Annotated in this window: 20 protein-coding genes; 4 read left to right on the top strand and 16 right to left on the bottom strand. The window is 71.9% G+C overall.

Annotation, left to right across the window (positions count from 1 at the left end; translation table 11 throughout):
• Positions 1–33: 33 nt before the first annotated feature.
• The 3 genes from rpsG to OO57_RS04325 all read right to left on the bottom strand — a co-directional run bounded on the left by rpsG (position 34) and on the right by OO57_RS04325 (position 1,802).
• Positions 34–504 (bottom strand): 30S ribosomal protein S7, encoded by a 471-nt coding sequence (gene rpsG, locus OO57_RS04335; RefSeq protein ID WP_030457432.1) that lies wholly within the window; start codon positions 502–504, stop codon positions 34–36.
• Positions 505–506: 2 nt separating this feature from the next.
• Positions 507–878 (bottom strand): 30S ribosomal protein S12, encoded by a 372-nt coding sequence (gene rpsL, locus OO57_RS04330; protein ID WP_014144289.1) that lies wholly within the window; start codon positions 876–878, stop codon positions 507–509.
• A gap of 330 nt (positions 879–1,208) precedes the next feature.
• Entirely contained in the window at positions 1,209–1,802 is a 594-nt protein-coding gene (locus OO57_RS04325) for a DUF1707 and DUF4190 domain-containing protein (protein WP_234337217.1), read from the bottom strand.
• A 261-nt stretch (positions 1,803–2,063) separates the two neighbouring features.
• On the opposite strand from OO57_RS04325, the gene OO57_RS04320 reads away from it, so the two are divergent.
• Together OO57_RS04320 and OO57_RS04315 are read left to right on the top strand one after the other, a co-directional pair.
• On the top strand, positions 2,064–3,356 hold the full coding sequence (locus tag OO57_RS04320; RefSeq protein ID WP_199811192.1) for a DUF2786 domain-containing protein: 1,293 nt from the start codon (positions 2,064–2,066) through the stop codon (positions 3,354–3,356).
• A gap of 34 nt (positions 3,357–3,390) precedes the next feature.
• The gene (locus tag OO57_RS04315; RefSeq protein ID WP_033250905.1) at positions 3,391–4,422 is read left to right on the top strand and encodes an ADP-ribosylglycohydrolase family protein; all 1,032 of its coding nucleotides are present in this window, start codon (positions 3,391–3,393) and stop codon (positions 4,420–4,422) included.
• Positions 4,423–4,558: 136 nt separating this feature from the next.
• Here OO57_RS04315 and OO57_RS04310 read toward each other — a convergent pair whose 3' ends face one another.
• The 8 genes from OO57_RS04310 to OO57_RS04275 form a co-directional block, all read right to left on the bottom strand.
• Positions 4,559–5,770: a cytochrome P450 gene (locus tag OO57_RS04310; RefSeq protein WP_033250904.1), complete on the bottom strand. Its 1,212-nt coding sequence runs from the start codon at positions 5,768–5,770 to the stop codon at positions 4,559–4,561.
• A 70-nt stretch (positions 5,771–5,840) separates the two neighbouring features.
• Positions 5,841–6,590 (bottom strand): SIR2 family NAD-dependent protein deacylase, encoded by a 750-nt coding sequence (locus tag OO57_RS04305; protein ID WP_033250903.1) that lies wholly within the window; start codon positions 6,588–6,590, stop codon positions 5,841–5,843.
• Positions 6,587–7,168, bottom strand: coding sequence for a hypothetical protein (locus tag OO57_RS04300; RefSeq protein ID WP_063737489.1), 582 nt, complete (start codon positions 7,166–7,168; stop codon positions 6,587–6,589). Before OO57_RS04300 ends, OO57_RS04305 begins: the two co-directional genes overlap by 4 nt.
• A 118-nt stretch (positions 7,169–7,286) precedes the next feature.
• Positions 7,287–7,961, bottom strand: a complete 675-nt coding sequence (locus OO57_RS04295) for a response regulator (protein ID WP_033250902.1) — start codon at positions 7,959–7,961, stop codon at positions 7,287–7,289.
• Positions 7,962–7,986: 25 nt separating this feature from the next.
• Positions 7,987–9,237, bottom strand: coding sequence for a sensor histidine kinase (locus tag OO57_RS04290; RefSeq protein WP_106973896.1), 1,251 nt, complete (start codon positions 9,235–9,237; stop codon positions 7,987–7,989).
• A 111-nt stretch (positions 9,238–9,348) separates the two neighbouring features.
• Complete coding sequence (locus tag OO57_RS04285; RefSeq protein ID WP_033250901.1) at positions 9,349–10,803, bottom strand: WGR domain-containing protein; 1,455 nt, start codon at positions 10,801–10,803, stop codon at positions 9,349–9,351.
• Between the two features lie 102 nt (positions 10,804–10,905).
• A complete protein-coding gene (locus OO57_RS04280; protein WP_051776542.1) occupies positions 10,906–11,574 on the bottom strand; it encodes a hypothetical protein in 669 nt (222 codons plus the stop codon).
• A gap of 131 nt (positions 11,575–11,705) precedes the next feature.
• Positions 11,706–12,350 (bottom strand): Crp/Fnr family transcriptional regulator, encoded by a 645-nt coding sequence (locus OO57_RS04275; protein ID WP_051776540.1) that lies wholly within the window; start codon positions 12,348–12,350, stop codon positions 11,706–11,708.
• Positions 12,351–12,531: 181 nt separating this feature from the next.
• Here OO57_RS04275 and OO57_RS04270 point away from each other — a divergent pair, with 181 nt between their 5' ends.
• Both OO57_RS04270 and OO57_RS04265 read left to right on the top strand, forming a co-directional pair.
• Positions 12,532–13,371 (top strand): hypothetical protein, encoded by an 840-nt coding sequence (locus OO57_RS04270; RefSeq protein ID WP_033250899.1) that lies wholly within the window; start codon positions 12,532–12,534, stop codon positions 13,369–13,371.
• On the top strand, positions 13,368–15,557 hold the full coding sequence (locus tag OO57_RS04265; RefSeq protein ID WP_033250898.1) for a hypothetical protein: 2,190 nt from the start codon (positions 13,368–13,370) through the stop codon (positions 15,555–15,557). The genes OO57_RS04270 and OO57_RS04265 overlap by 4 nt, the downstream gene beginning before the upstream one ends.
• Here OO57_RS04265 and OO57_RS04260 read toward each other — a convergent pair.
• From OO57_RS04260 to OO57_RS04240, 5 genes are all read right to left on the bottom strand, one after another.
• Complete coding sequence (locus OO57_RS04260) at positions 15,536–19,429, bottom strand: DNA-directed RNA polymerase subunit beta' (RefSeq protein WP_033250897.1); 3,894 nt, start codon at positions 19,427–19,429, stop codon at positions 15,536–15,538. The two genes, OO57_RS04265 and OO57_RS04260, sit on opposite strands and share 22 nt — an antisense overlap.
• A gap of 99 nt (positions 19,430–19,528) precedes the next feature.
• Positions 19,529–23,002, bottom strand: coding sequence for a DNA-directed RNA polymerase subunit beta (gene rpoB, locus OO57_RS04255; RefSeq protein ID WP_033250896.1), 3,474 nt, complete (start codon positions 23,000–23,002; stop codon positions 19,529–19,531).
• Positions 23,003–23,560: 558 nt separating this feature from the next.
• Positions 23,561–23,947, bottom strand: a complete 387-nt coding sequence (gene rplL, locus OO57_RS04250) for a 50S ribosomal protein L7/L12 (protein WP_199811194.1) — start codon at positions 23,945–23,947, stop codon at positions 23,561–23,563.
• 81 nt (positions 23,948–24,028) lie between these two features.
• The gene (gene rplJ, locus OO57_RS04245) at positions 24,029–24,583 is read right to left on the bottom strand and encodes a 50S ribosomal protein L10 (protein WP_014136320.1); all 555 of its coding nucleotides are present in this window, start codon (positions 24,581–24,583) and stop codon (positions 24,029–24,031) included.
• A 295-nt stretch (positions 24,584–24,878) separates the two neighbouring features.
• Positions 24,879–25,679 (bottom strand): hypothetical protein, encoded by an 801-nt coding sequence (locus OO57_RS04240; RefSeq protein ID WP_033250894.1) that lies wholly within the window; start codon positions 25,677–25,679, stop codon positions 24,879–24,881.
• Between the last annotated feature and the right edge of the window lie 39 nt (positions 25,680–25,718).

The following is a 25,718-nucleotide window of genomic DNA, read 5'->3' as shown; positions in this document are numbered from 1 at the left end:
TCGTTCTCTCTCTGTCTAGTGACGGGGTTCGGACTACCAGCGGTAGTGCGCGAAGGCCTTGTTGGACTCGGCCATCTTGTGGGTGTCCTCACGACGCTTCACGGAAGCGCCCAGGCCGTTGCTGGCGTCGAGGATCTCGTTGAGCAGACGCTCGGTCATGGTCTTCTCGCGACGGGCGCGGGAGTAGCCGACCAGCCAGCGCAGCGCCAGGGTGTTGGCGCGGCCCGGACGGACCTCGACCGGCACCTGGTAGGTGGCGCCACCGACGCGGCGGGACTTGACCTCGAGGGTCGGCTTGACGTTCTCCAGGGCGCGCTTGAGCGCGACCACCGGGTCGGCGCCGGTCTTCTCGCGGACGCCCTCGAGGGCGCCGTAGACGATCCGCTCGGCGGTGGAGCGCTTGCCGTGCAGCAGGATCTTGTTGACCAGCGAGGTCACCAGCGGGGAGCCGTAGACCGGGTCGATGATGACCGGGCGCTTCGGGGCGGGGCCCTTACGAGGCATTCTTACTTCTCCTTCTTGGCGCCGTAGCGGCTGCGGGCCTGCTTGCGGTTCTTGACACCCTGGGTGTCGAGCGAGCCGCGGATGATCTTGTAGCGGACACCAGGAAGGTCCTTCACACGGCCACCGCGGACCAGCACGATGGAGTGCTCCTGCAGGTTGTGGCCCTCGCCCGGAATGTAAGCGGTGACCTCGATCCCGCTGGTGAGGCGCACACGGGCGACCTTGCGGAGAGCCGAGTTCGGCTTCTTCGGGGTGGTCGTGTACACACGCGTGCAGACGCCGCGGCGCTGGGGCGAACCCTTCAGTGCGGGCGTCTTGTTCTTCTCGACCTTGTCCTGCCGGCCCTTTCGGACCAGCTGCTGGATCGTAGGCACCGTTTCTCCGTTTTCTGTGTGCCAAGGCTTGGTGGAACTAACCTGCGGTATGGCCCGCACCCTCCGACCCACGCGGTCGGGTGTGTTGGCCTTCTTCGGGGGAAGAATCGCGGAATCCCATGAGCTGCGCTGCGGCTACGGCGCGCACCGAGCGGGTGGAGTCTCCGCTGCGGCGGCCGATCTGCTGGCACGCACAAGGACCCGGGCACACCCCAGGCACAAGGTCAGAGCGTACCTAGCGCACAGGCGGCGGTCAAAACAAATGGGGCGCACCCGGCCGGGCGCGCCCTCGGGCCCCGCACGGGAACGGACGCCGCCCGGCGGTCCGGCTCAGCCCGCGGCCAGGGCCAGGACGATGAACAGCAGGACGGTCAGCGACAGCCAGCCCGTGATCAGCCCCAGCACGGCCAGGCCGTCCCCGTCCTCCGCGGTGGTGCGCAGCTGGGCGCGGGCCCGGTGGCCCGCGACGACCGCGGAGGTGCCGGCCACGCCGAGGGCGACCAGGCCGACCGGCCCGGCGATGACGGCGAAGACCCCGGCGCCCGGCAGCGTCAGGCAGCCGAGCGTCGCGGAGGCCACCGCCAGGCTGTTGTGGCGGGCGGGCGGCGAGGGCGGCGGCCCGAAGGCCGGCATGAAGGTCGGCGGCACCACCGGGACGGGCGCACCGAACGGCTGCACCATCGGCCCGGACGGCAGGTCGGCCACCAGGGCGGCCAACTGCCCGTAGGTGCTGGCCTGGTAGGTCGCGGACATCCGGTGCTCGTACTCGGCGGCGGTCAGCCGGCCCTCGGCGAAGGCCGCCTTCAGCACGTCGACGGTGCGTTCCCGGTCCGAGTTGGCGGCCCGCATGGCGGACTGCGGCGTCGACGCCGGCTGCCAGGGCTGCTGCCCGTACGGCGCCGGCGGCCCCCATTGACCTGCCACCGCGGCCACCTCCGAATCGCCGTGCTGCGAATGCGTTCCCAGCATGCAGGACGAACGGCGGCTCCGGGTAGTTGCCCGGACGGGCCGGGAACCGGTTCCGCACCCCCGTCGGGGGCGGGCACGGCAGGGGCACGGCAGGGGCACGGCAGGGGCACGGCCGACCGGCGGCACGGCCGACCGGCGGCCCCGCGGGGCATCCGGCGCGCTCCGGCATCATGGAGGGCGTCCCCTCCCCCGTCCCCGCAGGAAGCAGGAACCGCCGTGGCCAGCACCGATCAGCCCGTGGACGAGCTGGTGGCGGAGGCGGTGGCCCGGGTCGCGGGTGCGTCCGCCGACGGACTGGAGTACGTGGTGGACGGGGCCGCGTCGCTGCTGGCGGCCTCGGCGGAGCAGTGGCCCGCGGTGAGCCGGGCGCTGCTCGGGGCCGCGGAGCGCTCGGTGGGGCGCTGCTGGGCGGCCGGGTGGCAGCCCGCCGACCTGGTGCGGGTGGCCCGGCGGGAGCTGGGCCCGGTGCAGGTCGCGCTGGCGGCGGACCTGATCGCGGCGGAGGGGCGGCGGCACCCGGCGGCGGCCCTGGACCGGCGCTGGCGGGAGCAGCTGCGGGAGTTGGACGCGCACCCGTGGTGGCCCTCCGACGAGGCGTACCTGCCGGAGTTCGCGTCCCGGCACCGGCTGGACCGGTTCGCGCTGGCCACTGCCGCGCTGGAGCTGCTGCGCGCCTGGGCGCTGCTGCCGCCCGTCCAGCCGGTGGGCCCGGCGCCCGGGCAGGCGGCCCCGCGGGCGGGCGGACCGCGCCCGGGCGAGCCGCGGATGCTGGGCCGGATCCGGGCGCTGCTGGCGAAGGCCGAGTCGACCGGGTTCCCGGACGAGGCGGAGGCGCTGACCGCGAAGGCGCAGGAGCTGATGGCCCGCCACTCGATCGACGAGGCGCTGCTCGCGGCGGGCGGCGGCCGGTCGGCGGACGACCCGGCGGCGGTGCGGATCGGCGTGGACAACCCGTACGAGGGCCCCAAGACGATGCTGCTGGACGCCGTCGCGGCGGCGAACCGGTGCCGGGTGGTGTGGGCGAAGGAGTTCGGGTTCTGCACGGTGGTCGGCTTCGACGCCGACCTGGACGCGGTGGAACTGCTGTACACCTCGCTGCTGGTGCAGGCCACGGCCGCGATGCACCGGGCGGGCAGCCGCAAGCACAAGGACGGCGCGGCCCGCACCAAGGCGTTCCGGCAGTCCTTCCTGGTCGCGTACGCGGCCCGGATCCGGGAGCGGCTGGCGGACGCCACCGAGCGCGCCACCGAACGGGCCTCCGAGGAGGCCGCCACCGGCCGCGCGCCCGCCGCCGACCCGGACGGCGCGCCGCTCCCGGCCGTCCCCGACGGCGGCCTGCTGCCGGTGCTGGCGGCCCGGGCGGAGGCCGTCGACGACGCGGTGGGCAAGATGTTCCCCACACTGGTGTCGCAGCGGGTGCGGGTGAGCGACGGCGAGGGCTGGGCCGAGGGCCGGGCCGCCGCCGACCGGGCCTCCCTGCACCGCGGCTCCGGACGCATCGAACGCTGACGGGACGGTCGGCGCACACGGGGGGGAGCCACCGATGGACTTCACGGAACGGGTACGGGGCGCGCTGCTCGGCGGGGCCCTGGGCGACGCCCTGGGCTGGCCGGTCGAGTTCCGGCGGCTGGACCAGATCCGGGCCGGGTACGGGCCGGACGGCCTGACCGACCTGGCCGACGCCGGCCGCGGCGGCCAGGTCACCGACGACACCCAGATGACCCTGTTCACCGCGGAGGGCCTGCTGCGCGGCGGCCGCCCCGAGGACCTGCACGCCGCCTACCGCCGCTGGTTCCTCACCCAGCGGCTGCCCGGGCCCGTCCGCGACCCGGACGGCTGGCTGGCCGCCCAGGAGTTCCTGTACGCCTCCCGGGCCCCCGGCAACGCCTGCACCACCGGCGTCACCACCGACTACCGGCCCGCCGCCCCGTTCGGCCAGGACGGGCCGGTCAACCCCCGCTCCAAGGGCTGCGGCACCGTCATGCGCTCGGCCCCGTTCGGCCTGATCGGCCTCGACCCGGACCAGGCCCTCCACCGCGCCGCCGTGGCCGCCCAGCTCACCCACGGCCACCCCACCGGCTACCTCGCCGCGGGCGCCTTCGCCGCCCTGATCACCCTGGTCGCCGCCGGAACCCCGCTGCGCCCGGCCGTCGACGCCGTCCTCGCCCGGCTCGACGCCCTGCCCCGGGGCCGGGAGACCGCCGACGCCCTGCGCCGGGCCCTGCGGGTGGCCGCGGAGGGCCCCGGCAGCGCGGAGGCCGTGGAACGCGTCGGCCTCGGCTGGATCGCCGAGGAGTGCCTGGCCGTCGCCGTGTACGCCGCCCTGGTCGCCGAGGACGCCCGCGCGGCCCTCGTCCTGGCGGTCAACCACTCCGGCGACAGCGACTCCACCGGCGCGGTCTGCGGCAACCTGGTCGGCACCCTGCACGGCCTGTCCGGCCTCCCCGCGGCCTGGTGCGAGCTGGTCGAGGGCCGCGAGGTCATCCTCCAGGTCGCCGACGACCTGGTCACCGCATTCACCCTCGGCGACCGCACGGCACTGGACGCGCGCTACCCGCCGGGCCGGGGCTGCTGACGAGCCCCGCCAGGGGCTCGGGGAACGGCGGGTCCGAGCTGCTGGCGGCCGGAGCCCGTCGATGCGTCCGTGCTGCTTCGGGCCGCCGCAACGGAACCCGAAGCCACCGGACGCACCGTGCGCTCCCCCGCGTTGTTCAGACCTCGACCAGTAGTTCCCGCAGTCCGCGGATCACGTAGCCGGGGCGCCAGTCGGGTTCGCGCAGGAGCGTCAGCCCGGGGGCCTTGCGGAGCAGTGCGCCGTAGGACTCGGTGAGTTCCATTCTGGCGAGCGGGGCGCCCAGGCAGAAGTGGATTCCGGCGCCGAAGCTGAGGTGCGGGTTGTCGGTGCGGCCGAGGTCGAGCCGGTCGGGGTCGGTGAAGCGGGCGGGGTCGTGGTTGGCGGAGCCGAACAGCAGGGCGACCTCGGCGCCGCGCGGGATGCGGGTGCCGGCCACGTCGACGTCGTCCAGCACCCAGCGTTCGAACATCTGGAGCGGGGTGTCGTACCGCATGAGTTCCTCGACGGCGGTGGGCAGCAGTTCGTCGACCGCGCCGCGCAGGCGGGCGAGTTGGCCGGGGTTGCGGAACAGGGCGAGCCAGCCGTTGCCGGTGGTGTTGACGGTCGCCTCGTGGCCCGCGTTGAGCAGCAGGACGCAGGTGGAGACGGTCTCCTGCTCGCTGAGCACCTGCCCGTCCTCGGCGGCGAGGGCCAGGGCGCTGATCAGGTCGGGGCCGGGGGCGGCGCGCCGGTGGCGGATCAACTCCCGCAGGTAGGCGGAGAATTCGAGGCTGGCGGTGACGGCGCGGCGGGCCGTCTCCGGGCTCGGGTCGAGTTCGAACATGCCGGTGATGTCGGCGGACCAGGGGCGCAGCAGGTGCCGGTCGGACTCGGGGATGCCCAGCATCTCGGCGATCACGGCGACCGGCAGCGGTTCGGCGACCCGGGCGATCAGGTCGCCGCCGCCGTCGGCGAGCAGGCCGTCGACGAGTTCGGCGGCCAGGCGCCGGACGGTGGGGCGCAGCGCTTCGACCGTGCGCGGGGTGAAGGCCTTGGAGACCAGGCGGCGGATCCGGGCGTGGTCGGGGCCCTCCAGGTCGAGCAGCCCGTGGTCGTTGAGGGTGTGGAAGGGCTCGTGGGCGGGGTCGGGCGCGGGGCGGCCGAACTCCTCGTGGGTGAAGCGGTGGGTGTGGGTGCGGCCGAGTCGGCGGTCCCGCAGCAGCGCGTTGACGTCGGCGTACCGGGAGACCAGCCACTGGCCGGTCGGCGCGTGGTGGTGGACGGGCGCCCGTTCGCGCAGGGCGGCGTACGCGGGGTAGGGGCGGGCCACGAACTCGGCCGACCGGGGGTCGAAGGCGTCGGTCGTCACGGGGGCCTCCCTGGCCGTCGGGCCGCCATGCTACGTCGGACGCCCCCGCCCCGGACCGGCCCCGTGGCGCTCAGACCTCGGACAGGTCGCCGTCCACCAGGCGGGCCACCAGCTCCGGGAGGGCCTGCGAGATCGGTGTCCGGACCACCTCGTGCGCGGCCTCGTCGTACGCCGTGGGCTCGCCGTTGACCACGATCAGCCGGGCACCGCGCTCCAGCGCGATCCGCGGCAGCAGCGCGGCCGGGTGGACCTGGAGCGAGCTGTCGACGGCCAGGAAGACCTGGCAGTTCTTGGCGACCGCGTCGGCCTGCTGCAGCACCCGCTCGTCCAGCGCCTCGCCGAACATCACGGTGCGCGGCCGCAGCACGCCGCCGCACTGCTCGCAGGCCGGGTCGTCCTCGCCCGCGGCGACGCGTTCCAGGGCGTCCGCCATCGGGCCGGTGGTGCGGCAGCGCACGCACTGCACCTCGGTGGCCGTCCCGTGCAGTTCGACCACCTTGCGCGCCGGGAGCCCGGCGGCCTGGTGCAGCCCGTCGACGTTCTGGGTGAGCACCCGCACCGGGACGCCCGCCCGCTCCAGCTCGACCAGCGCCCGGTGGCCCGCGTTGGGCACGGCCCCGACCGCCCCGGCGTCCCGCCGCATCAGCCAGGCCCGGCGCCGCACCTCGCCGCTCGCCAGGTACGGGCCGATCGTGACCGTCTCCTGCGCGCTCGGGTCCCGCTGCCAGAGCCCTTGCGGGCCGCGGTAGTCGGGGATCCCCGAGTCCGTGGAGATGCCCGCCCCCGTCAACACCGCCACCAGCGGCCGCTTCCCAGTCATGCCCCGGAGGGTACGGCCCGTCCCCGCCCGCGGCCACCGGTTATCACCGGCAGGAAGGCCAGCAGGTACAGCGCGGCGCCGACCGCCAGGTAGTCCAGGGAGGCGGCCGTCGCCAGGGTGCCCAGCAGGACGAGGGCGGGGCTCCACCAGGGGGCGGCGCCGCGCAGGGAGAGGCGCACCAGCAGGGCGATCAGGCCGACGTACAGCAGCACCGGCACCACGTCGTACACCAGCGGCAGCACGCCGGGCACCGACTGGACCCGGTCGAAGACCTCCGAGCGGGCCGCCCGGTCCGCGGAGACCGCGTTCGCGTACAGGTCGATCCCGGCCTGGGCGAGTCCGGCGGCGGTGCCCGCGCAGCCCGTCGCCAGCCAGCCGCGGCCCCACGCCGAGTCCCGGCCGCCCAGCCGCCACAGTTCGACCAGGCCGACGCCCAGCAGGGCCAGGGCGGCGAACAGCGCCAGGTGCCCCACCGTCCAGCCGGCGCCCACGTCGCGCGAGCCCGGCAGCAGGCGCACCACCCCGTAGACCGCCATCAGCCCGGCCGACCATCCCAGTGCCCGACGCCCCGTCACCATCTGCCCCAACCCCCTTGTGAGAGTGCCTTCTCCGACACCCCCCACCCTGCCGCGGCGGCCCGCGGCGCACCTCCCCCGCGCCGGTGAGAGTCGGAGATCCCCCGCGGGGAGGAGTCGGCTACTCCCCCGCGGTGACCGCGCCCGCCTCGTAGGCGAACACCACGGCGTGGACGCGGTCGCGCAGGCCGAGCTTCTGCAGGAGGTTGCTGACGTGCGTCTTGACGGTGTGCTCGCTGACCACCAGGGCGGCGGCGATCTCGGCGTTGGACATGCCCCGGGCGACCAGCCGCAGGGTCTCCAGCTCCCGTGCGGTGAGCGACTCCAGGAGCCGTCCGAGCGGCCGGGAGAGGGCCAGGGCGCCACCGGCCTTGCGGGCGGTGACCTCGCCGATGACGCGGCGGGTGACGGACGGGGCGAGCAGCGCCTCGCCGGAGTGGACGACCCGGACGGCGTGGACGAGGTCGTCGCGGCGGACGTCCTTGAGCAGGAAGCCGCTGGCCCCGGCGTACAGCGCGTCGAAGACGTAGTCGTCGACGTCGAAGGTGGTCAGCATGACCACCTTGCAGTCGGGGTGCGCGGCGCAGACCCGGCGGGCGGCCTCCAGGCCGTCCATCACGGGCATCCGGACGTCCAGCAGCAGGACGTCGGGGGCGTGCGCGCGGACGGCCTCGACGGCCTGCTGCCCGTCCCCGGCCTCGGCGACGACCTCGATGTCGGGCTGGGCTTCGAGGATCATGCCGAATCCGGCCCGGACCAGCTCCTGGTCGTCGGCGATCACCACGCGAATGGTCAACTCTCGTTCCTCTCTGGCGAGTTGCTCAGGCATTGAGCGGCAGTACGGCGGTCACCAGGTAGCCGGTGCGGCCCGGTCGGGGTCCGGTCTCGGCGCTGCCGCCGCAGGCCGCGGCGCGCTCCCGGATGGAGAGCAGGCCGCGCCCGCCGGAGCGCCCGTCGACGCCCGCGCCGACCGGGACGGGGGCCGGGCCGCCGCCGTCGTCGGCGACCTCGACGTGCAGCCGGTCGCCGTCGCGGACCGCGACCCGGACGCTGACGTGCCGGGCCCCGGCGTGCTTGACCACGTTGGTCAGGGCCTCCTGGACGATCCGGAAGGCCGCGGCCTGCACCTCGGCGGGCCCGGCCTCCGCGATCTCGGCGTCGACCGCGATCCCGGAGTCGCGGACCCGCTGCAGCACGTCGGCGAGTTCCGCCAGCCGGGGCTGCGGGGCGAGCGCGGGGGCCGCCCCGTCCTCCTTCAGCACGCCCAGCACGCGGCGGAGCTGGACCATCGCGTCGCGCCCGGAGTCGGCGATGGCGTCGAACGCGCGGACCGCCCGGTCGGGGTTGCTGCGCACCACCAGCGGCCCGGCCTCGGCCTGGACCACCATCAGCGAGACCGCGTGCGCCAGGATGTCGTGCATCTCGCGGGCGATCCGGGCCCGCTCCTCGGCGACGGCGCGGGCCGCGTCGCTGGCGGCCCGCAGCCCGACCTGCCGGGCCCGTTCGGCCTCGACGCCCGCCAGCCTGCGCAGCTCCCGCACCAGCGAGCCGAGCACGAAGCTGCCGACCGACACCACCAGGCTGAACAGCATGCCGCCGAAGGACCGGGTGCCCAGCACGTTGCCGACCACCACGAGGGCCAGCAGCACGGCCCGCTGCCAGTCCCGGCCGCGGTCGGCGACGGTGTAGATGCCGACGGCCATGGCCAGTTGGATCTGCGGCATCGCGAAGTGCGCGAGCGCCGACAGCGTCGCGGTGGGCACCGCGCAGGCCAGCATCACCGCCCAGGGCGCGCGTCGGCGCCACAGCAGCGGCAGCGACCCGGCCAGCGCCAACGCGTAGGCCCACCACTGCCGTTCGGAGGGGATCCGGTCGGTGTACACCCCCCACAGCGAGACGCCGACGGCGAGCGCCGCCAGCGGCGCGTCCACCGCCCACGGCCGGGCCCGCCCCCCGGCCCGCACCGCGGCTCGCACCGCGGCCGCCGGCCCGGTCGGCAGCCGGGCCCGCAGCCGGGCCGGCACCCCCGCCGTCCGCTTCCCCCACGTCCCCCGCTTCCCCCACGTCCCCATGCCGCGCATCCTCTCGCACCGTCGGTCGGCCCCCGCACGCCCCTCCCGCACGCGCGAGGGGGCGCCCCCGGCCTCCCGGCCGGACGCGCCCCCGAACGAGGCGTCGGGGCGTCACAGCAACCGCTTGATCTCCCCCCGCGCCCGGTAGAACCCGCCGGACTCGGACCGGCGCACCTCGGCGACCAGGTACCTGGCCCCGGCGACCCGGACGTCCTTCGGGAACTGCACCCGCAGCGCGGCGTCGTAGCCGGGCGTCACCACCCGCACCCGCAGCCGCCCGCCCTCGGCCACGCACTCCACCTCGACGCCCGACCCGGCGGCCGCCGCACCGGCGCTGACGGTCTCCAGCGCGGCGCCCGCCGCGACGCGCTCGACCCCCGCCCCGCTCACCTCGGCGGTGGCCGGCAGGGTGCCCTGCTCGGCGTCCCGCACGGCGCCCTGGGAGGCGTCCAGGCAGGCCAGCGAGCCGTCGGTGGTGACCAGGTACAGCCGCCCGTCCCGGTACTGCATGCTGTACGCCGAGCCGCAGCCGGTGCCGAGCTTCCACAGCCGGGTGCCGTCGGCGGCGAAGCAGTAGACGGACGAGTGGTTGTCGCCCGCGAACACGAACTCCCCGTCGGGGGAGGCCGCGCAGGAGAACACCGCGGCGTCGCACTTGTACGCGGCGGCCTCCGAGCCGTCGGCCTTGCGCAGCCGGTGCACCCAGCCCTGCGAGGTGCCCGCGAAGACCTCGTCCCGCTCCTGCCAGCCGAACAGCACCGAGCCCTTGGTCCGGGTGTGCCACAGCTGGTCGCCGCCGCGCTTGGCGTACCGGGCCACGCCCGCCGACCAGCCGTGGTAGACCGACTCGGCGTCGCAGCGCACCATCCAGCCGGAGGAGCCCTGGGCGTTGCGCCGCCACTGGAACTCGTCCTCGTGGTCGACGGTGGTCAGCCCGCCGCGCTCGTCGGCGACGCCGAGCACGCCGTCGTGGATGTCCAGCCAGTAGATGTCCACGTCCTGGGCGATCTCGTACGCCACCCGCGGCACCTTCCCGCCGAGGTCGTACACCTTGCCGTCGTCGCAGCCCGCGTAGATCCACCAGTCGTCGGCGACGATGCACTTGACGCCGTCGGGCAGCCCGAACCGGCCGGTGACCTGCCCGTCGGTGGTCAGCGTGTAGACGTCGCCCTGCTCGTTGCCGACCCAGGCGTGCTCCTCGCCGACGTACACCCCGAACGCGGGCGAGCCGGAGCGGAAGCGCCACAGCAGCGGCGCCTGGCGGGCGGTGGAGCGGCTGGAGGTGATCTGCCGCCGGGTCACGGCCCGGCGCTGGCGCACGCCCGGGACGGCCGGGGCGTAGCCCTTGCGGACCTTCTCGCCGATCTTCTTGGCGGCCTGCGCCGCGGCCTTCTCGGCGCTCGCGCACACCGTGGTCTTGGTGGTGCCGCTCTCGCCGATCCGCCCGTAGCGGATCGTCAACTCGGCTTCCTTGACCGTGACTTCGTAGAACTTGTGGGCACTGCCCTCGTCCTCGGAGAGCTCCAGGTAGGTCACCTGCGGGTCGGCGGAAACGGTGGCGGACATGGCCGACGCCCCTTTCGGGCACAGAGTTCACAGGGGTGCCGGCGGGGCCCTCGCCACCTGCCGACACCGCCCAATCTACGGCCCGGCACCGACAGTTGGCGATCAGCCGGTGCCGACCTTCACGCCGCCGGTGCTCGCCCGGGCGACCAGCGCGTGCGCGGCCCCGGCCTGCGAGGGCACGCTCACGTCGGTGCCGCCCGTCCCGGCCTGCGCGTCCACCTCGTACGCCTCCCCCGCGGGCACGGTCAGCTCCACCCCGCCGGTCCCGGTGCGCAGTTCGGCCCGGGTCGGCGCCGCCGCGAACCGGGCCGTCACGCCGCCGGTCTCGGCCTCCAGCAGGACGTTCGCGCTGCGCAGCCCGGTCGCCTCCACGCCGCCGGTGACCGCCCGGGCGGTGACGTCCCCGCTCAGACCGTGCACCCGGATGCCGCCGGTGGTCCCCTCCAGCCGCACCACCGTCCCGGCGGGCACCCGCACCACGTACCCGATCCCGCACCGCGAGCAGGAGTACGTCAGCTTCAGCACCCCGTCGGCGAGCACGTGGGAGGCCCGCGGCTCCTCGTCCTGCCATCTGCGCTTCTCCACCACCTGCACCGGCCCGTCCCCGGCCCGCACCTCGATCCCGCCGACCTCGCCGTCCACCTGCAGCTCGGCGACCTGCCCGGGCACCTCGTACGACACCGTCCGGCGCCGGTCGTCCCACGGCCCGCACCCGACCGCCCCGCCCGCCAGCAGCCCCACGACGGCCACCACCCCCACCCACCGCTTCACCACGGCCTCCTCCCGGCTCCCGAACGCTCGACGCCCCCAGTCTCCCGGCGCCCCGCCCCCGCCCGCCTCCCTCCCGGGAGTGGTTCCCCCGCCTCCTCCCCCCGGGGGATCCCCCCTAGGGAACGCCGGGCTCAGCCCTTCCGAGCCCTGACCTCCAGACCGACAGCGTCGAGCACGAAGATCCGGCCGCGCCCCCGCTTCAGCCAGCCCGCTTCCTGGAAGTCCTGCAGCACCCGGATCACCGACTCCCGCGACGCGCCCACCGTCTCCGCCAGCTCCTGCTGAGTGAGGCTGACGACCCCGCCGGTGACCTCGTCGAACCGCGGATCGCGGCGTGCGTACCGGGCCAGGAAGGCTGCGGTTCGTCCACCAACCGACAACGTCCCCAGGTCCGTCCGGTCCTGACCCGACTCCCGCAGCCGGATGCTCATGTTCCGTAGCACCGACTCGGCGAATCCGGGGTGGTCGTGCATCAGCTCCTTGAATGCCGGCGCGGCGAGGAACGTCCCGGTTCCGGCGCGGGTCACCACAGCCGTGGCCGAACGCGGCCGACCGTCCACGCACGCCTGCTCACCGATCAGCTCACCCAGCCCCCGCCAGGCGAGCACTCCGGTCCGCCCGTTCGCCGCACCGGCGAGGACCTTCACCATGCCGACCCCGATGAAGAACACACCGTCCGACGTCTCCCGCTCCCGCATGAGCACCCGACCGGGCCGCCAGGACTCGGGAACGCCCGCTCCCTCGACCAATCCGGCATAGTCGTCCAACTCGCCCATCCCGACCGTTTCCTCTCACCCGAATACGGCAATCTCCCTCCGCTGTGCGCCATTTGACGCAGACTGCGAAGCGCGATCCCTGATACCACAATGATCGACCGCCCCGGAGCGGACTCCACCACCGCACACACCGGACAGCGAAGATCCGAAATCACGTTCGATCTACCAGAAGGAGGCGAACATGGAATCGACCGAACGCGGGTGGGACATCGCCCCCGAACACGCGATCCTGACCATCGACGCTCGCGATTTCAGCAAGGTCCCGGAGTCACTCCAGCCCCCTCTCAAGGAGGCCATGACTGCCGCGCTCCGGGCTGCTTTCACCAGGAGCGGGCTCGCCGACGAGTGGGAGGAACCACCGTTCCGGCGCGACGACGGCGACGGCTTCGTCATAGCCTTCGAGCCGCTCCGCAGTTGGCGCCTGGTCGATCCAATGCCCAGGTACCTCGACCAGGAACTGGAGAACTACCGGGTCGAGAAGGGCCCGGCTGACCCCGACCTCTCCATTCGCATGGCACTGCACATCGGTCCCTTTCCGGTTAGCCGCCTCGCCGACTCCATCAACGACGTCTTCCGGTTCGTCAATTCCGATACCGCGAAAACCGCCTTGGACGGGGCCATCGCACACCGCGGGCACACCGTGCTGCTGCTTTCCGACGAGATGTTCCGACGGGTGGTCGGCGCCGGACGCAGCCCGCTGACGGAGCAGGATGACTTCCTCCGGATTCCGGCGACGAACGTCCCGAACAAGGACTTCTCCCGCCCCTGCTGGGTGTACGCCCCACGGGTCGCCCCGCAGCAGCTCGCCGCCTATTTCGAGGCCCCCGGGCCGCCCTCGCCGCCCGCGCTCCGGAACAAACGCCGAACAGACAGCCTGGCAGCCGGCCTCCTCCGAAACGCTGCCGCCTCCGGCCACCTCAACGTCCACACCGTCGCCGACCGCATCACCTCGGTACACGCCGTCCAAATCAACCAGGCCGGGCTGGTGACCGGCCTCCACCCGAAAGAGACCCAGGCATGACCTCCGACCACCCGACCCGCAGCAGCGACGACCTCAACGACCTGCTCCACGGGCTCCCCGGCCCGCACCCAGGCCCCGGCTCCATCACTAACATCGGCGCCGTGGCCGAGCACATCGGCACCTTGACCGTGCACCAGGAGACCAGACGCCGGGACGTCCTGGACAGCGCCGAGCTCCCGCGGGACGCCCTCCTCGCCCCTCCCCATGTCGAGGTCGACAGCTGGTCCGAGGCCTGGAGCACCGGGAGCGCGTTCCTCTCCCCACACGGAGCCGTTGGCGTCATGCTGGTCATAGCCCGGCAGGGCTGCGGCTCGTCCGCCTTCGTCCGCCAACTGTGCGCGGAGAAGAGTCCGGAGAACACGACGATCCTCGACCTGGAACCCGAATGGGACTCCCCCTCCGTGAGTCGCCTGCCGCTGGAACCGAACCGGGTTCACATCCTCGAACTGAAGAGCCCCACCACGGACCTCCCGACCTCGGGTTTCCTGGACCGGCTCGCCCTCTTCGGCGAACAACTCGCCCAGCAGGAATCGCGGTTGATCGTCACATTCACCGAGCAGCTCTGGGAGCCCGTGGACGGCTGGCAGCATCCCCGGGTCCCGGTCCTCCGGCTGCACACCGCTCCGGACCCGCAGCGGCTGGTCGAGGCCCACCTCGGGTTCCGGGGGCGCGCGGCGGCGGTCCCCTACGTCAGGACCCCCACCGCCCGGGCCCTGCTGCGCGGAATGAACGCGGTGGAAGCCGTCCGCGCAGTGGGAACCGTCGTCCGCCAGTGGGACGCCCGGCCGGTCGGGCCGGAGTACCCGGTCTCCCCGGCCCGACGGCCGAACATGGCTAATCTCCGGCGGCACCCCGCACCACAGCCCGAGCCGGAACTCGACCCCGAACTCTCCGCCCGGATCGAGTCCGCACTCGGCGACTGGCGGGTCGAGCTCGATCGGCTGTTCAACGACATCGGCACCGACCAGAGCGGGAGTAGCCTGTCACTGCGCCTGCGCTGCCTCCTGGTCAGCCTGGCCGTCCACCGCGCCGCACCCGCACAGGTCATCGACCAGGACGCGCTGGCGCTGGAGGCCGCACTCGCCCGGGCCTCGCCGGGCGACTCCTACCGCGAACCGACGATCGCGGCGCTCTTCTCCGGGCAGGGGCTGCGCTCCCGCCTGATGACCCTCTCCGCCCAGGTCGACCTGCACGACCAAGTGGTCTTCGACCGACCCGGTTACACGGAGTCCGTCCTGGTGTACGTGTGGGACAACTTCACCCAACTCCGCTCGGTCCTCCTGCAGTGGCTGGTCCGCCTCCCCGTCCGCGACCGGTCGGCCTCCGACCCGGCGGCGCGCGCCCTGGCCGAACTGATCCGACGGCACAAGGACATCGACCGGCTGGACGAGACCCGCAGGGTCGCGGTGGAAGCCGGGCGGACCGCCCTGCTCGCCGAGGTCACCGTCCGAGTGCTCGCCGATGAGCACATGCGCCGCGGTGTCTGGCAGTTGATGACGGGGTGGGCCCGGACCCCGTCCGGCCCCGGCTTGGCTGTGGTCGACGTCTGCCGCTCGGTGCTCCAGGACCGGGACGGCCGCCCCCAGGACCGGAAACTGGCCATGACCAGGCTCCGGTACCTGGCCCAGCACGCCGAAGGCTCCCTGCGGGAACGGCTGCTCGCTCTGCTCGACGACCTGGCCGGGGAGGAGCTGCCCCGGGCCCTGCTGGTCGGCGAGGTCGACACTTGGCTCACCCGGGACCGGCCCGGCCACCTCGGCCGACTCGCCCTGCTGGCCCTGCTGGGGGTGCCCGGAGGGGACGGGGCCGGGCCGTGGCTGCTCTCCTCGCCCGAGCCGTTGCCGGTCCCCCTGCTGACCCGGGGCCTGTCCGAACTCCTGGCGGCCTTCGACCGGCACCCGGAGGCTGTCCCGCGGGCCGCGGCCTGGCTGCACCCCGCCCCGGCGGGCGAGGTCCTCGACAGAATCCTCGGCTGCCTGGCGACGGGTCTGTCCGCCTCGGCCGAGGCGAGCCCCTCCCTCCGGCTGATGTCCACCCTCACCGAGTTGGGCGAGGACACTGGTCGGCTCCAGAACCTGCTATTCCGGCGGATGGTCGGGGGAACGCCGCAGGGCGGCCACCCCGAGTGGGGTGACCGCCCTGCGGAACGTGCAGCCGTGCCGGATCAGCCGGTGTACGGGCCGTAGTCGTAGTCGTCCAGCGGGACGGCCTGACCGGAGCCCGCGCCGAACGGCGACAGGTCGTAGTCGTCGTAGCCGACGGCCGAGTACATCGCGGCCTTGGCCTCCTCGGTCGGCTCGACCCGGATGTTGCGGTAGCGGGGCAGACCCGTACCGGCCGGGATGAGCTTGCCGAGGATGACGTTCTCCTTGAGGCCCAGCAGCGGGTCCGACTTGGCGTGGATCGCCGCGTCGGTGAGCACCCGGGTCGTCTCCTGGAAGGAGGCGGCCGACAGCCAGGACTCGGTGGCCAGCGAGGCCTTGGTGATGCCCATCAGCTGCGGACGGCCGGAGGCGGGGTGGCCGCCCTCGGAGACCACGCGACGGTTCTCCTGCTCGAAGCGGCCGCGCTCGACGAGCTCGCCCGGGAGCAGCTCGGCGTCGCCCGACTCGATGATCGTCACGCGGCGGAGCATCTGCCGGATGATGATCTCGATGTGCTTGTCGTGGATCGACACGCCCTGCGAGTTGTAGACCTTCTGGACCTCGGCGACCAGGTGGATCTGGACGGCCCGCTGGCCCATGATGCGCAGCACGTCGTGCGGGTTGGTCGCACCGACGGTCAGCTTCTGGCCGACCTCGACCGCCTCGCCCTCGCTGACCAGCAGCTTGACGCGCTTGGAGACCGGGTAGGCGATCTCGTCGCTGCCGTCGTCGGGGGTGACGACGACCTTGCGGGTCTTCTCGGTGTCCTCGATGCGGACGCGGCCCTGGGCCTCCGAGATCGGGGCGACACCCTTGGGGGTGCGGGCCTCGAAGAGCTCGACGACACGGGGCAGACCCTGGGTGATGTCGTCACCGGCCACACCACCGGTGTGGAAGGTGCGCATGGTCAGCTGGGTGCCGGGCTCACCGATGGACTGGGCGGCGATGATGCCGACCGCCTCACCGATGTCGACCAGCTTGCCGGTGGCCAGCGAGCGGCCGTAGCAGAAGGCACAGGTGCCGACCGCGGACTCGCAGGTCAGGATCGAGCGGACCTTGACCGAGCTCACGCCGTGCCGGATCAGCTCGTCCATCAGGACGTCGCCGAGGTCGGTGTTGGCGGTGGCGATCAGCTTGCCGTCGACGGTGATGTCCTCGGCGAGCATGCGGGCGTACACGCTGGTCTCGACGTCGTCGGCCTTGCGCAGCACGCCGTCCGCACCGACCTGGCCGATCTCCAGCTTGAGGCCGCGCTCGGTGCCGCAGTCCTCCTCGCGGATGATCACGTCCTGCGAGACGTCCACCAGACGACGGGTCAGGTAACCCGAGTCGGCGGTGCGCAGCGCGGTGTCGGCCAGACCCTTGCGGGCACCGTGGGTGGAGATGAAGTACTCCAGCACGGACAGGCCCTCACGGAACGAGGCCTTGATCGGACGGGCGATGGTCTCGTTCTTCGCGTTCGACACGAGACCGCGCATACCGGCGATCTGACGCATCTGCATCATGTTTCCGCGCGCGCCCGAGTCGACCATCATGAAGATGGGGTTCGTCTTCGGGAAGTTCGCGGCCATCGCGTCGGCGACCTCGTTGGTCGCGCGGGTCCAGATGCCGATGAGCTCGGACTTGCGCTCGTTGTCGGTGATCAGACCGCGCTCGTACTGGCGCTGGACCTTCTCCGCCTGCGCCTCGTAGCCCTCCAGGATGGCGGGCTTGCTCGGCGGGACGATGACGTCCGAGATCGAGACGGTGACGCCGGAACGGGTCGACCAGTGGAAGCCGGCCGCCTTCAGGTTGTCGAGCGCCGCGGCGACGACGACCTTCGGGTAGCGCTCGGCGAGGTCGTTGACGATCGCCGAGAGCTGCTTCTTGCCGATCTCGTAGTCGACGAACGGGTAGTCCTCGGGCAGCAGCTCGTTGAAGAGCGCGCGGCCCAGCGTGGTGGTGATCCGGAACGGCTCACCCTCGTGCCAGGTCGGCTGCCCGTCCTCGTCCACCGGCGGGGTCCAGCCGCGGGGCGGGACGGTGCCGGCGCCCATGCGCAGGTCGATGGTGGCCTGGACGTCCAGCTCGCGGGCGTCGAAGGCCATGATCGCCTCGGCGGTCGAGGAGAAGGAGCGGCCCTTGCCCTTGACCTCCTCGCGGTCCGAGGTGAGGAAGAACAGGCCCAGCACCATGTCCTGGGTCGGCATGGTGACGGGGCGGCCGTCGGCCGGCTTCAGGATGTTGTTCGAGGACAGCATCAGGATGCGGGCCTCGGCCTGCGCCTCCGCGGACAGCGGCAGGTGCACGGCCATCTGGTCGCCGTCGAAGTCCGCGTTGAACGCGGTGCAGACGAGCGGGTGGATCTGGATGGCCTTGCCCTCGACCAGCTGCGGCTCGAAGGCCTGGATGCCGAGGCGGTGCAGGGTGGGCGCGCGGTTCAGCAGCACCGGGTGCTCGGCGATGACCTCTTCGAGGACGTCCCACACCACGGGGCGGGCGCGCTCGACCATGCGCTTGGCCGACTTGATGTTCTGCGCGTGGTTCAGGTCGACCAGGCGCTTCATCACGAACGGCTTGAAGAGCTCCAGCGCCATGGCCTTGGGCAGGCCGCACTGGTGCAGCTTGAGCTGCGGGCCGACGACGATGACCGAACGGGCCGAGTAGTCGACGCGCTTGCCGAGCAGGTTCTGGCGGAAACGACCCTGCTTGCCCTTGAGCATGTCGGACAGCGACTTCAGCGGACGGTTGCCGGGGCCCGTGACCGGGCGGCCGCGGCGGCCGTTGTCGAAGAGCGCGTCGACGGCCTCCTGGAGCATGCGCTTCTCGTTGTTCACGATGATCTCGGGCGCGCCGAGGTCGAGAAGCCGCTTCAGGCGGTTGTTGCGGTTGATGACGCGGCGGTACAGGTCGTTCAGGTCGGAGGTGGCGAAGCGGCCACCGTCGAGCTGGACCATCGGGCGCAGGTCCGGCGGGATCACCGGGACGCAGTCGAGCACCATGCCCTTGGGCTTGTTGCTGGTCTGCAGGAAGGCGGAGACGACCTTGAGGCGCTTGAGCGCGCGGGTCTTCTTCTGGCCCTTGCCGGTGCGGATGATCTCGCGGAGGCGCTCGGCCTCCTCGCCCAGGTCGAAGGACTCCAGGCGGTCCTTGAGGGCCGCGGCGCCCATCGAGCCGGAGAAGTAGGTGCCGAAGCGGTCGCGCAGCTCGCGGTAGAGCAGCTCGTCGCCCTCCAGGTCCTGGACCTTGAGGTTCTTGAACCGGGTCCAGACCTCGTCGAGGCGGTCGATCTCGCGCTGCGTGCGGTCGCGCAGCTGCTTCATCTCGCGCTCGGCGCCCTCGCGCACCTTGCGGCGCACGTCGGCCTTGGCGCCCTCGGCCTCCAGCTCGGCCAGGTCGGCCTCGGCCTTCTTGGCCCGGGCCTCCAGGTCGCTGTCGCGCCGGTTCTCGATCTGCTGGCGCTCGACCGAGACGTGCGCCTCCAGGGACGGGAGGTCGCGCTGGCGACGCTCGTCGTCCACCCAGGTGATCATGTAGGCGGCGAAGTAGATGACCTTCTCGAGGTCCTTCGGCGCCAGGTCGAGCAGGTAGCCCAGGCGCGACGGGACGCCCTTGAAGTACCAGATGTGGGTGACCGGGGCGGCCAGCTCGATGTGGCCCATCCGCTCGCGGCGCACCTTGGCGCGGGTCACCTCGACGCCGCAGCGCTCACAGATGATGCCCTTGAAGCGGACGCGCTTGTACTTGCCGCAGTAGCACTCCCAGTCCCGGGTGGGACCGAAGATCTTCTCGCAGAAGAGGCCGTCCTTTTCCGGCTTCAGCGTGCGGTAGTTGATGGTCTCCGGCTTCTTCACCTCGCCGTGCGACCACTGGCGGATGTCGTCGGCGGTGGCCAGTCCGATGCGGAGCTCGTCGAAGAAGTTGACGTCAAGCACTGGTCGTCAAGCCCTCTTTCGTGATTCGAGAGTCTGTCTGTTGGTCTGAGGGGGGCCTGGGGGCGGGCCGACCCGGACTAGGGGTCGGCCCGACCTCCGTCAGACCTCTTCGACGCTGCTCGGCTCGCGCCGGGACAGGTCAATGCCGAGCTCCTCGGCGGCGCGGAACACGTCCTCGTCGCTGTCGCGCATCTCGATGGACTGGCCGTCCGAGGACAGCACCTCCACGTTGAGGCAGAGCGACTGCATTTCCTTGATGAGGACCTTGAAGGACTCGGGAATGCCGGGCTCGGGGATGTTCTCGCCCTTGACGATCGCCTCGTAGACCTTCACTCGGCCCAGGACGTCGTCGGACTTGATGGTGAGCAGCTCCTGCAGCGCGTAGGCCGCGCCGTACGCCTCAAGGGCCCACACCTCCATCTCACCGAAGCGCTGACCACCGAACTGCGCCTTACCACCGAGCGGCTGCTGGGTGATCATCGAGTACGGACCGGTCGAACGGGCGTGCAGCTTGTCGTCGACCAGGTGGTGCAGCTTGAGGATGTACATGTAGCCGACCGAGATCGGCATCGGGAACGGCTCGCCGGAGCGGCCGTCGAACAGCCGGGCCTTGCCGGTGGAGTTCACCAGGCGCTCACCGTCACGGGTGAGGGTGGTGTTGTCCAGCAGGCCGGTGATCTCGTCCTCGCGGGCGCCGTCGAAGACGGGGGTGGCGAGGTTGGTGCCGCCCTCGACCGTGTCGGCGCCGATCGCCTGGAGGCGCTTGGCCCACTCGTCGGCGAGGCCGGAGACGTCCCAGCCCTGCTTGGCGAGCCAGCCGAGGTGGATCTCCAGGACCTGTCCCGGGTTCATCCGGGACGGGACGCCCAGCGGGTTCAGGATGATGTCGACCGGGGTGCCGTCCTCCAGGAACGGCATGTCCTCGACCGGCAGGATCTTGGAGATGACGCCCTTGTTGCCGTGGCGGCCGGCCAGCTTGTCACCGTTGGTGATCTTGCGCTTCTGGGCGACGTAGACGCGGACCAGCTGGTTCACGCCGGGCGGCAGCTCGTCGCCCTCCTCGCGGTCGAAGACGCGGACACCGATGACCTTGCCGGACTCGCCGTGCGGCACCTTCAGCGAGGTGTCGCGGACCTCGCGGGCCTTCTCGCCGAAGATCGCGCGCAGCAGGCGCTCCTCCGGGGTCAGCTCGGTCTCGCCCTTGGGGGTGACCTTGCCGACCAGGATGTCACCGGTGACGACGTCGGCGCCGATCCGGATGATGCCGCGCTCGTCGAGGTCGGCGAGGACCTCCTCGGAGACGTTCGGGATGTCCCGGGTGATCTCCTCGGGGCCCAGCTTGGTGTCGCGGGCGTCGACCTCGTGCTCCTCGATGTGGATCGAGGAGAGGACGTCGTCCTGGACGAGGCGCTGCGACAGGATGATCGCGTCCTCGTAGTTGTGGCCCTCCCACGACATGAACGCCACGAGGAGGTTCTTGCCGAGGGCCATCTCGCCCTCGTCGGTGCACGGGCCGTCGGCCAGCACCTGGCCGGCCTCGACCCGGGCGCCCTCGTCCACGAGCACCTTCTGGTTGAAGGCGGTGCCCTGGTTGGAGCGGGTGAACTTGGCGGCCCGGTACGTGTTGTACGTGCCGTCGTCGTTGGCGACGGTGACGTAGTCGGCCGAGACCTCCTGCACCACGCCGGCCTTGTCGGCGGTGATGACGTCCGCGGCGTCGACGGCGCAGCGGTACTCCATGCCGGTGCCGACCAGCGGCGCCTCGCTGCGCAGCAGCGGGACGGCCTGGCGCATCATGTTCGAGCCCATCAGCGCGCGGTTGGCGTCGTCGTGCTCGAGGAAGGGGATCATGGCGGTCGCGACCGACACCATCTGGCGCGGCGAGACGTCCATGTAGTCGATCTCGGTGCCGGGGATGTAGTCGATCTCGCCGCCGCGGCGGCGGACCAGGACGCGGGGCTCGGCGAAGGTCAGCTCCGCGGTGAGCGGGGCGTTGGCCTGCGCGATGACGTACCGGTCCTCCTCGTCCGCGGTCAGGTAGTCCACGGCCTCGGTGACGACGCCGTCGACGACCTTGCGGTACGGGGTCTCGATGAAGCCGAACGCGTTGACCCGGCCGTACGAGGCCAGCGAGCCGATCAGACCGATGTTCGGGCCTTCGGGGGTCTCGATCGGACACATGCGGCCGTAGTGCGAGGGGTGCACGTCACGGACCTCGAAGCCGGCCCGCTCGCGGGACAGACCACCGGGGCCGAGCGCGGACAGACGGCGCTTGTGGGTCAGGCCCGACAGCGGGTTCGTCTGGTCCATGAACTGCGACAGCTGGCTGGTGCCGAAGAACTCCTTGATGGAGGCGACGACCGGCCGGATGTTGATCAGGGTCTGCGGCGTGATCGCCTCGACGTCCTGGGTGGTCATCCGCTCGCGGACCACGCGCTCCATGCGGGCCAGGCCGGTGCGGACCTGGTTCTGGATCAGCTCGCCGACGTTGCGCAGGCGGCGGTTGCCGAAGTGGTCGATGTCGTCGACCTCGATGACGATGTCGCGGCCCTCGTCATCGCGCCACTCGGTCTCGCCGGCGTGCAGCTTCACCAGGTACTTGATGGTGTTGATGATGTCCGGCTCGGTGAGCACGCCGGAGTCGAGCGACTCGGCGTTGCCCAGCTTCCGGTTCACCTTGTAGCGGCCGACCTTGGCGAGGTCGTAGCGCTTCGGGTTGAAGTACAGGTTCTCCAACAGCGTCTGCGCGGCCTCGCGGGTCGGCGGCTCGCCCGGGCGCAGCTTGCGGTAGATGTCGAGCAGCGCGTCGTCCTGGCCCTGGGTGTGGTCCTTCTCCAGGGTGGCGCGCATCGACTCGTACTCGCCGAACTCCTCGAGGATCATCTCGGTCGTCCAGCCGAGGGCCTTGAGCAGCACGGTGACCGACTGCTTGCGCTTGCGGTCGATGCGGACACCGACCATGTCGCGCTTGTCGATCTCCATCTCCAGCCAGGCACCGCGGGAGGGGATGATCTTGGCGGAGAAGATGTCCTTGTCGGAGACCTTGTCCAGGGTGGAGTCGAAGTAGACGCCGGGAGAACGCACCAGCTGGGACACGACGACACGCTCGGTGCCGTTGATGATGAACGTGCCCTTGTTGGTCATGAGCGGGAAGTCGCCCATGAACACGGTCTGGGACTTGATCTCACCGGTCTCGTTGTTGGTGAACTCCGCGGTGACGAAGAGCGGGGCCGCGAAGGTGAAGTCGCGGTCCTTGCACTCGTCGATGGAGTTCTTGGGCGGCTCGAAACGGTGGTCCCGGAAGGTCAGGGACATCGACCCGCTGAAGTCCTCGATCGGGGAGATCTCTTCGAAGATCTCCTCCAGACCGGACTTGGTGGGGACGTCCTGACCACTCTCCAGGGCAGCCTCGACCCGGGACTTCCAGGCCGCGTTCCCGAGCAGCCAGTCAAAGCTCTCGGTCTGCAGGGCCAGGAGGTTCGGGACCTCGAGGGGCTCCTTGATCTTCGCGAACGAGACGCGGAGCGGGGCGGTGGATGCGGAATTGTTCGAGGCGTTGCGCGGCGCGGCCAAGAGGGGGGTCCTTCCGAGGGCTCGGAGCTCACTACGCGCATACCGGCCGGGCCTTGGCCGAGGCGGAAAACCCCAGGTCAGGACAGGGACCACTCCGGGCGACGAGTCACGGAGCAGCTAACAGGCAGCGCAAAGGGACAGTGTAGCCAAAGGCGACACTGCTAGCAAGCCCTGATTCGGAGACCGAATCGGACGCTCCTCCCGTACAACCGACAACCCGGGCAGTGATCCCTCACCGGCCGGGCCGTCGCACCCACTTCTGCGTCACCGGGAACCTTCCCAGTGCCGCCCCCGAATATGCATCGGCAGCGGTTCCGCTTGGGCACGCGCCTTGAGAATCGCGCGCCGCGTGCTGTTCGTCAAGGCCCGCACCAGGGTGTGGACCTCGTACTGCCCATCGTCCGGACCGCTCCCCGCGTTACACGCTGCCTGCGCCCGGGGGCCGACGGACAGCGATCACCCTACCCCCGGACCCCGACAGGAGCCGAGTCCCGCTTGGGCCATCAGGAGCAACAGACCGGAGGGCCCGGAAGAGAACCTCTCAGCGAGAGGAACGGGTCACTTGACGGTGACCCTGGCGCCCGCGCCCTCGAGCTGGGCCTTCGCCTTCTCGGCGACGTCCTTGGCGACCTTCTCCAGAACCTTGGCACCAGCGGTGTCGACGAGGTCCTTGGCCTCCTTCAGGCCGAGGGAGGTGAGGGCGCGCACCTCCTTGATGACCTGGATCTTCTTGTCGCCGGCACCGTCGAGGATGACGTCGAACTCGTCCTGCTCCTCGACGGCCTCAGCGGCGGCCGGGCCGGCGCCGGCAGCGGCAACGGCGACCGGGGCGGCGGCGGTGACGTCGAACTTCTCCTCGAAGGCCTTCACGAACTCGGAGAGCTCGATCAGGGTCATGCCCTCGAACTGCTCGAGCAGGTCCTCGGTGCTGAGCTTCGCCATGATTGGCGTCCTTCCACTAAATCGGCAGGTGCCGGATGTACGGATTGGCGGGCGTGCATACGGGCCCGCTGGGACGAGGAGTGGTTACTCCGCGTCCTCGGCGGGAGCCGGAGTACCGGCACCGCCCTGCTCGACCTTCTCGCGCAGCGCTTCCACGGTGCGAACGAGCTTGGACGGGAGCGCCTGGAACACGGCGGCAGCCTGGGAGGGCTTGGCCTTCAGGGCACCCGCCAGCTTGGCGAGCAGCACCTCGCGGGACTCGAGGTCCGCGAGCTTCTTGATCTCATCGGCGGACAGCGCCTTACCGTCAAGGACACCGCCCTTGATGATGAGAGCAGGGTTCTCCTTGGCGAAGTCACGCAGAGCCTTCGCCGACTCCACCGGGTCACCGGTGACGAAGGCGACAGCCGTCGGGCCGGCGAACAGGTCGTCCAGCTCGGAGATCCCGGCCTCGTTGGCCGCGATCTTGGTCAGCGTGTTCTTCACCACGGCGTAATCGGCGTTGCCGCCGAGCGAGCGACGCAGCGTCTTCAGCTGCTTCACCGTGAGACCGCGGTACTCGGTCAGAACGGCGGCGCTGGAGGCACGGAACTTGTCCGTGATCTCGGCGACGTCGGCAGCCTTGTCGGGCCTGGCCATAGGCTTACGCCTCCTTCCGTGATGTCGAAGTCGGGCCGACCTTCGAGAAGTCGACCATCCAACGCCTCGGACCCCAGGAAACGAAGAAGCCCCGGTGCGCAGGCACACGGGGCTCGCAACGACCTCGACGGACCGGAACGGCCCGGAGATCTTCACTTGGCTCCACAACCTGCGCGGGCGATCCGCAACGGGTGCGGACCCTTCGGCCCCGCCCACCCTCTCGGGCGCACGGCGACAACCAGCGGTCTTTGGCTCGGCCAGCCTAACGGGACGGGACGGGTTTGACCAAATCGTCCTAGGGGAACGCCGGCGGGCTGGCGTCGGTGCCGGGCGCGACGTCGGCCTCGGCGGGGGCCTGGACGGAGAGCGCGGAGCTGCCGAACTCGTCGTAGTCCACGGTGTCGACCTCGGCGGCGGCCCGGCGCAGCCGCACCAGCCGGTCGCTGTCGTCGAGCCACAGGTCGAGCACCACGTCGCCGGCACCCAGCGCGGCCTCCAGGGCCTGCCGCCGGGCCGGGTCGAGCTGGGTCTGCGCGGCGGCGTACCGGGCGGCCGTCACGGTGACCCGGTAGTGCTCGGCGGTGCCGTCGAGCAGCTCCTCCTCGCCGACCAGCTGCGGGTCCTCGGCGGCCGCGGCGGCGGCGACCGCGACCACCGGGCTGAGCCGGTCGATCAGGTCGCCGTACGGGATCCGGCCGTTGGAGAACTTCTGCCAGTGCGGGCCGCCGAGCCTGGCCGCGCTCTCCGGGTCGCCGCCCAGGTAGGCGGAGGTGTCCAGCACCATCAGCACCCGGTTCTCCGCGTCGGCCTGGTACTTCAGCACGGTCTTGGGCGCCCAGAACAGCTCGCCCTTGGCCCCCTGGCCGCCCAGCACCGCGGTGTACCCGGCGCGCCGGGCGTCGTGCAGCACCAGCTGGGCGGAGAGCAGCACCCCGTGCGGGGAGCGGTCGGTGGGGCTGGGCTGCGCGGTGCTCGGGGCGGCGGTGGAGGGCTCGGCGCGGTCGGGCGTCCGGTCCGAGCCGGTGCAGCCGGCGGCCGTTCCGACGAGCAGGGCGACCGCCAGGAGGGCTCCGGCCCCGCGCGCCCGTGCGCCCATCGGTCCCTCCTCCTGCCGCCGCCGTCCGGTCCCCTCACC

It is taken from the genome of Kitasatospora phosalacinea, from assembly GCF_000717185.1.
In the GTDB taxonomy this organism is placed as follows: Bacteria; Actinomycetota; Actinomycetes; order Streptomycetales; family Streptomycetaceae; genus Kitasatospora; species Kitasatospora phosalacinea_A.
The sequence above is the reverse complement of the archived record's forward strand: the minus strand, read 5'-3'. Positions and strand labels throughout refer to the sequence as shown.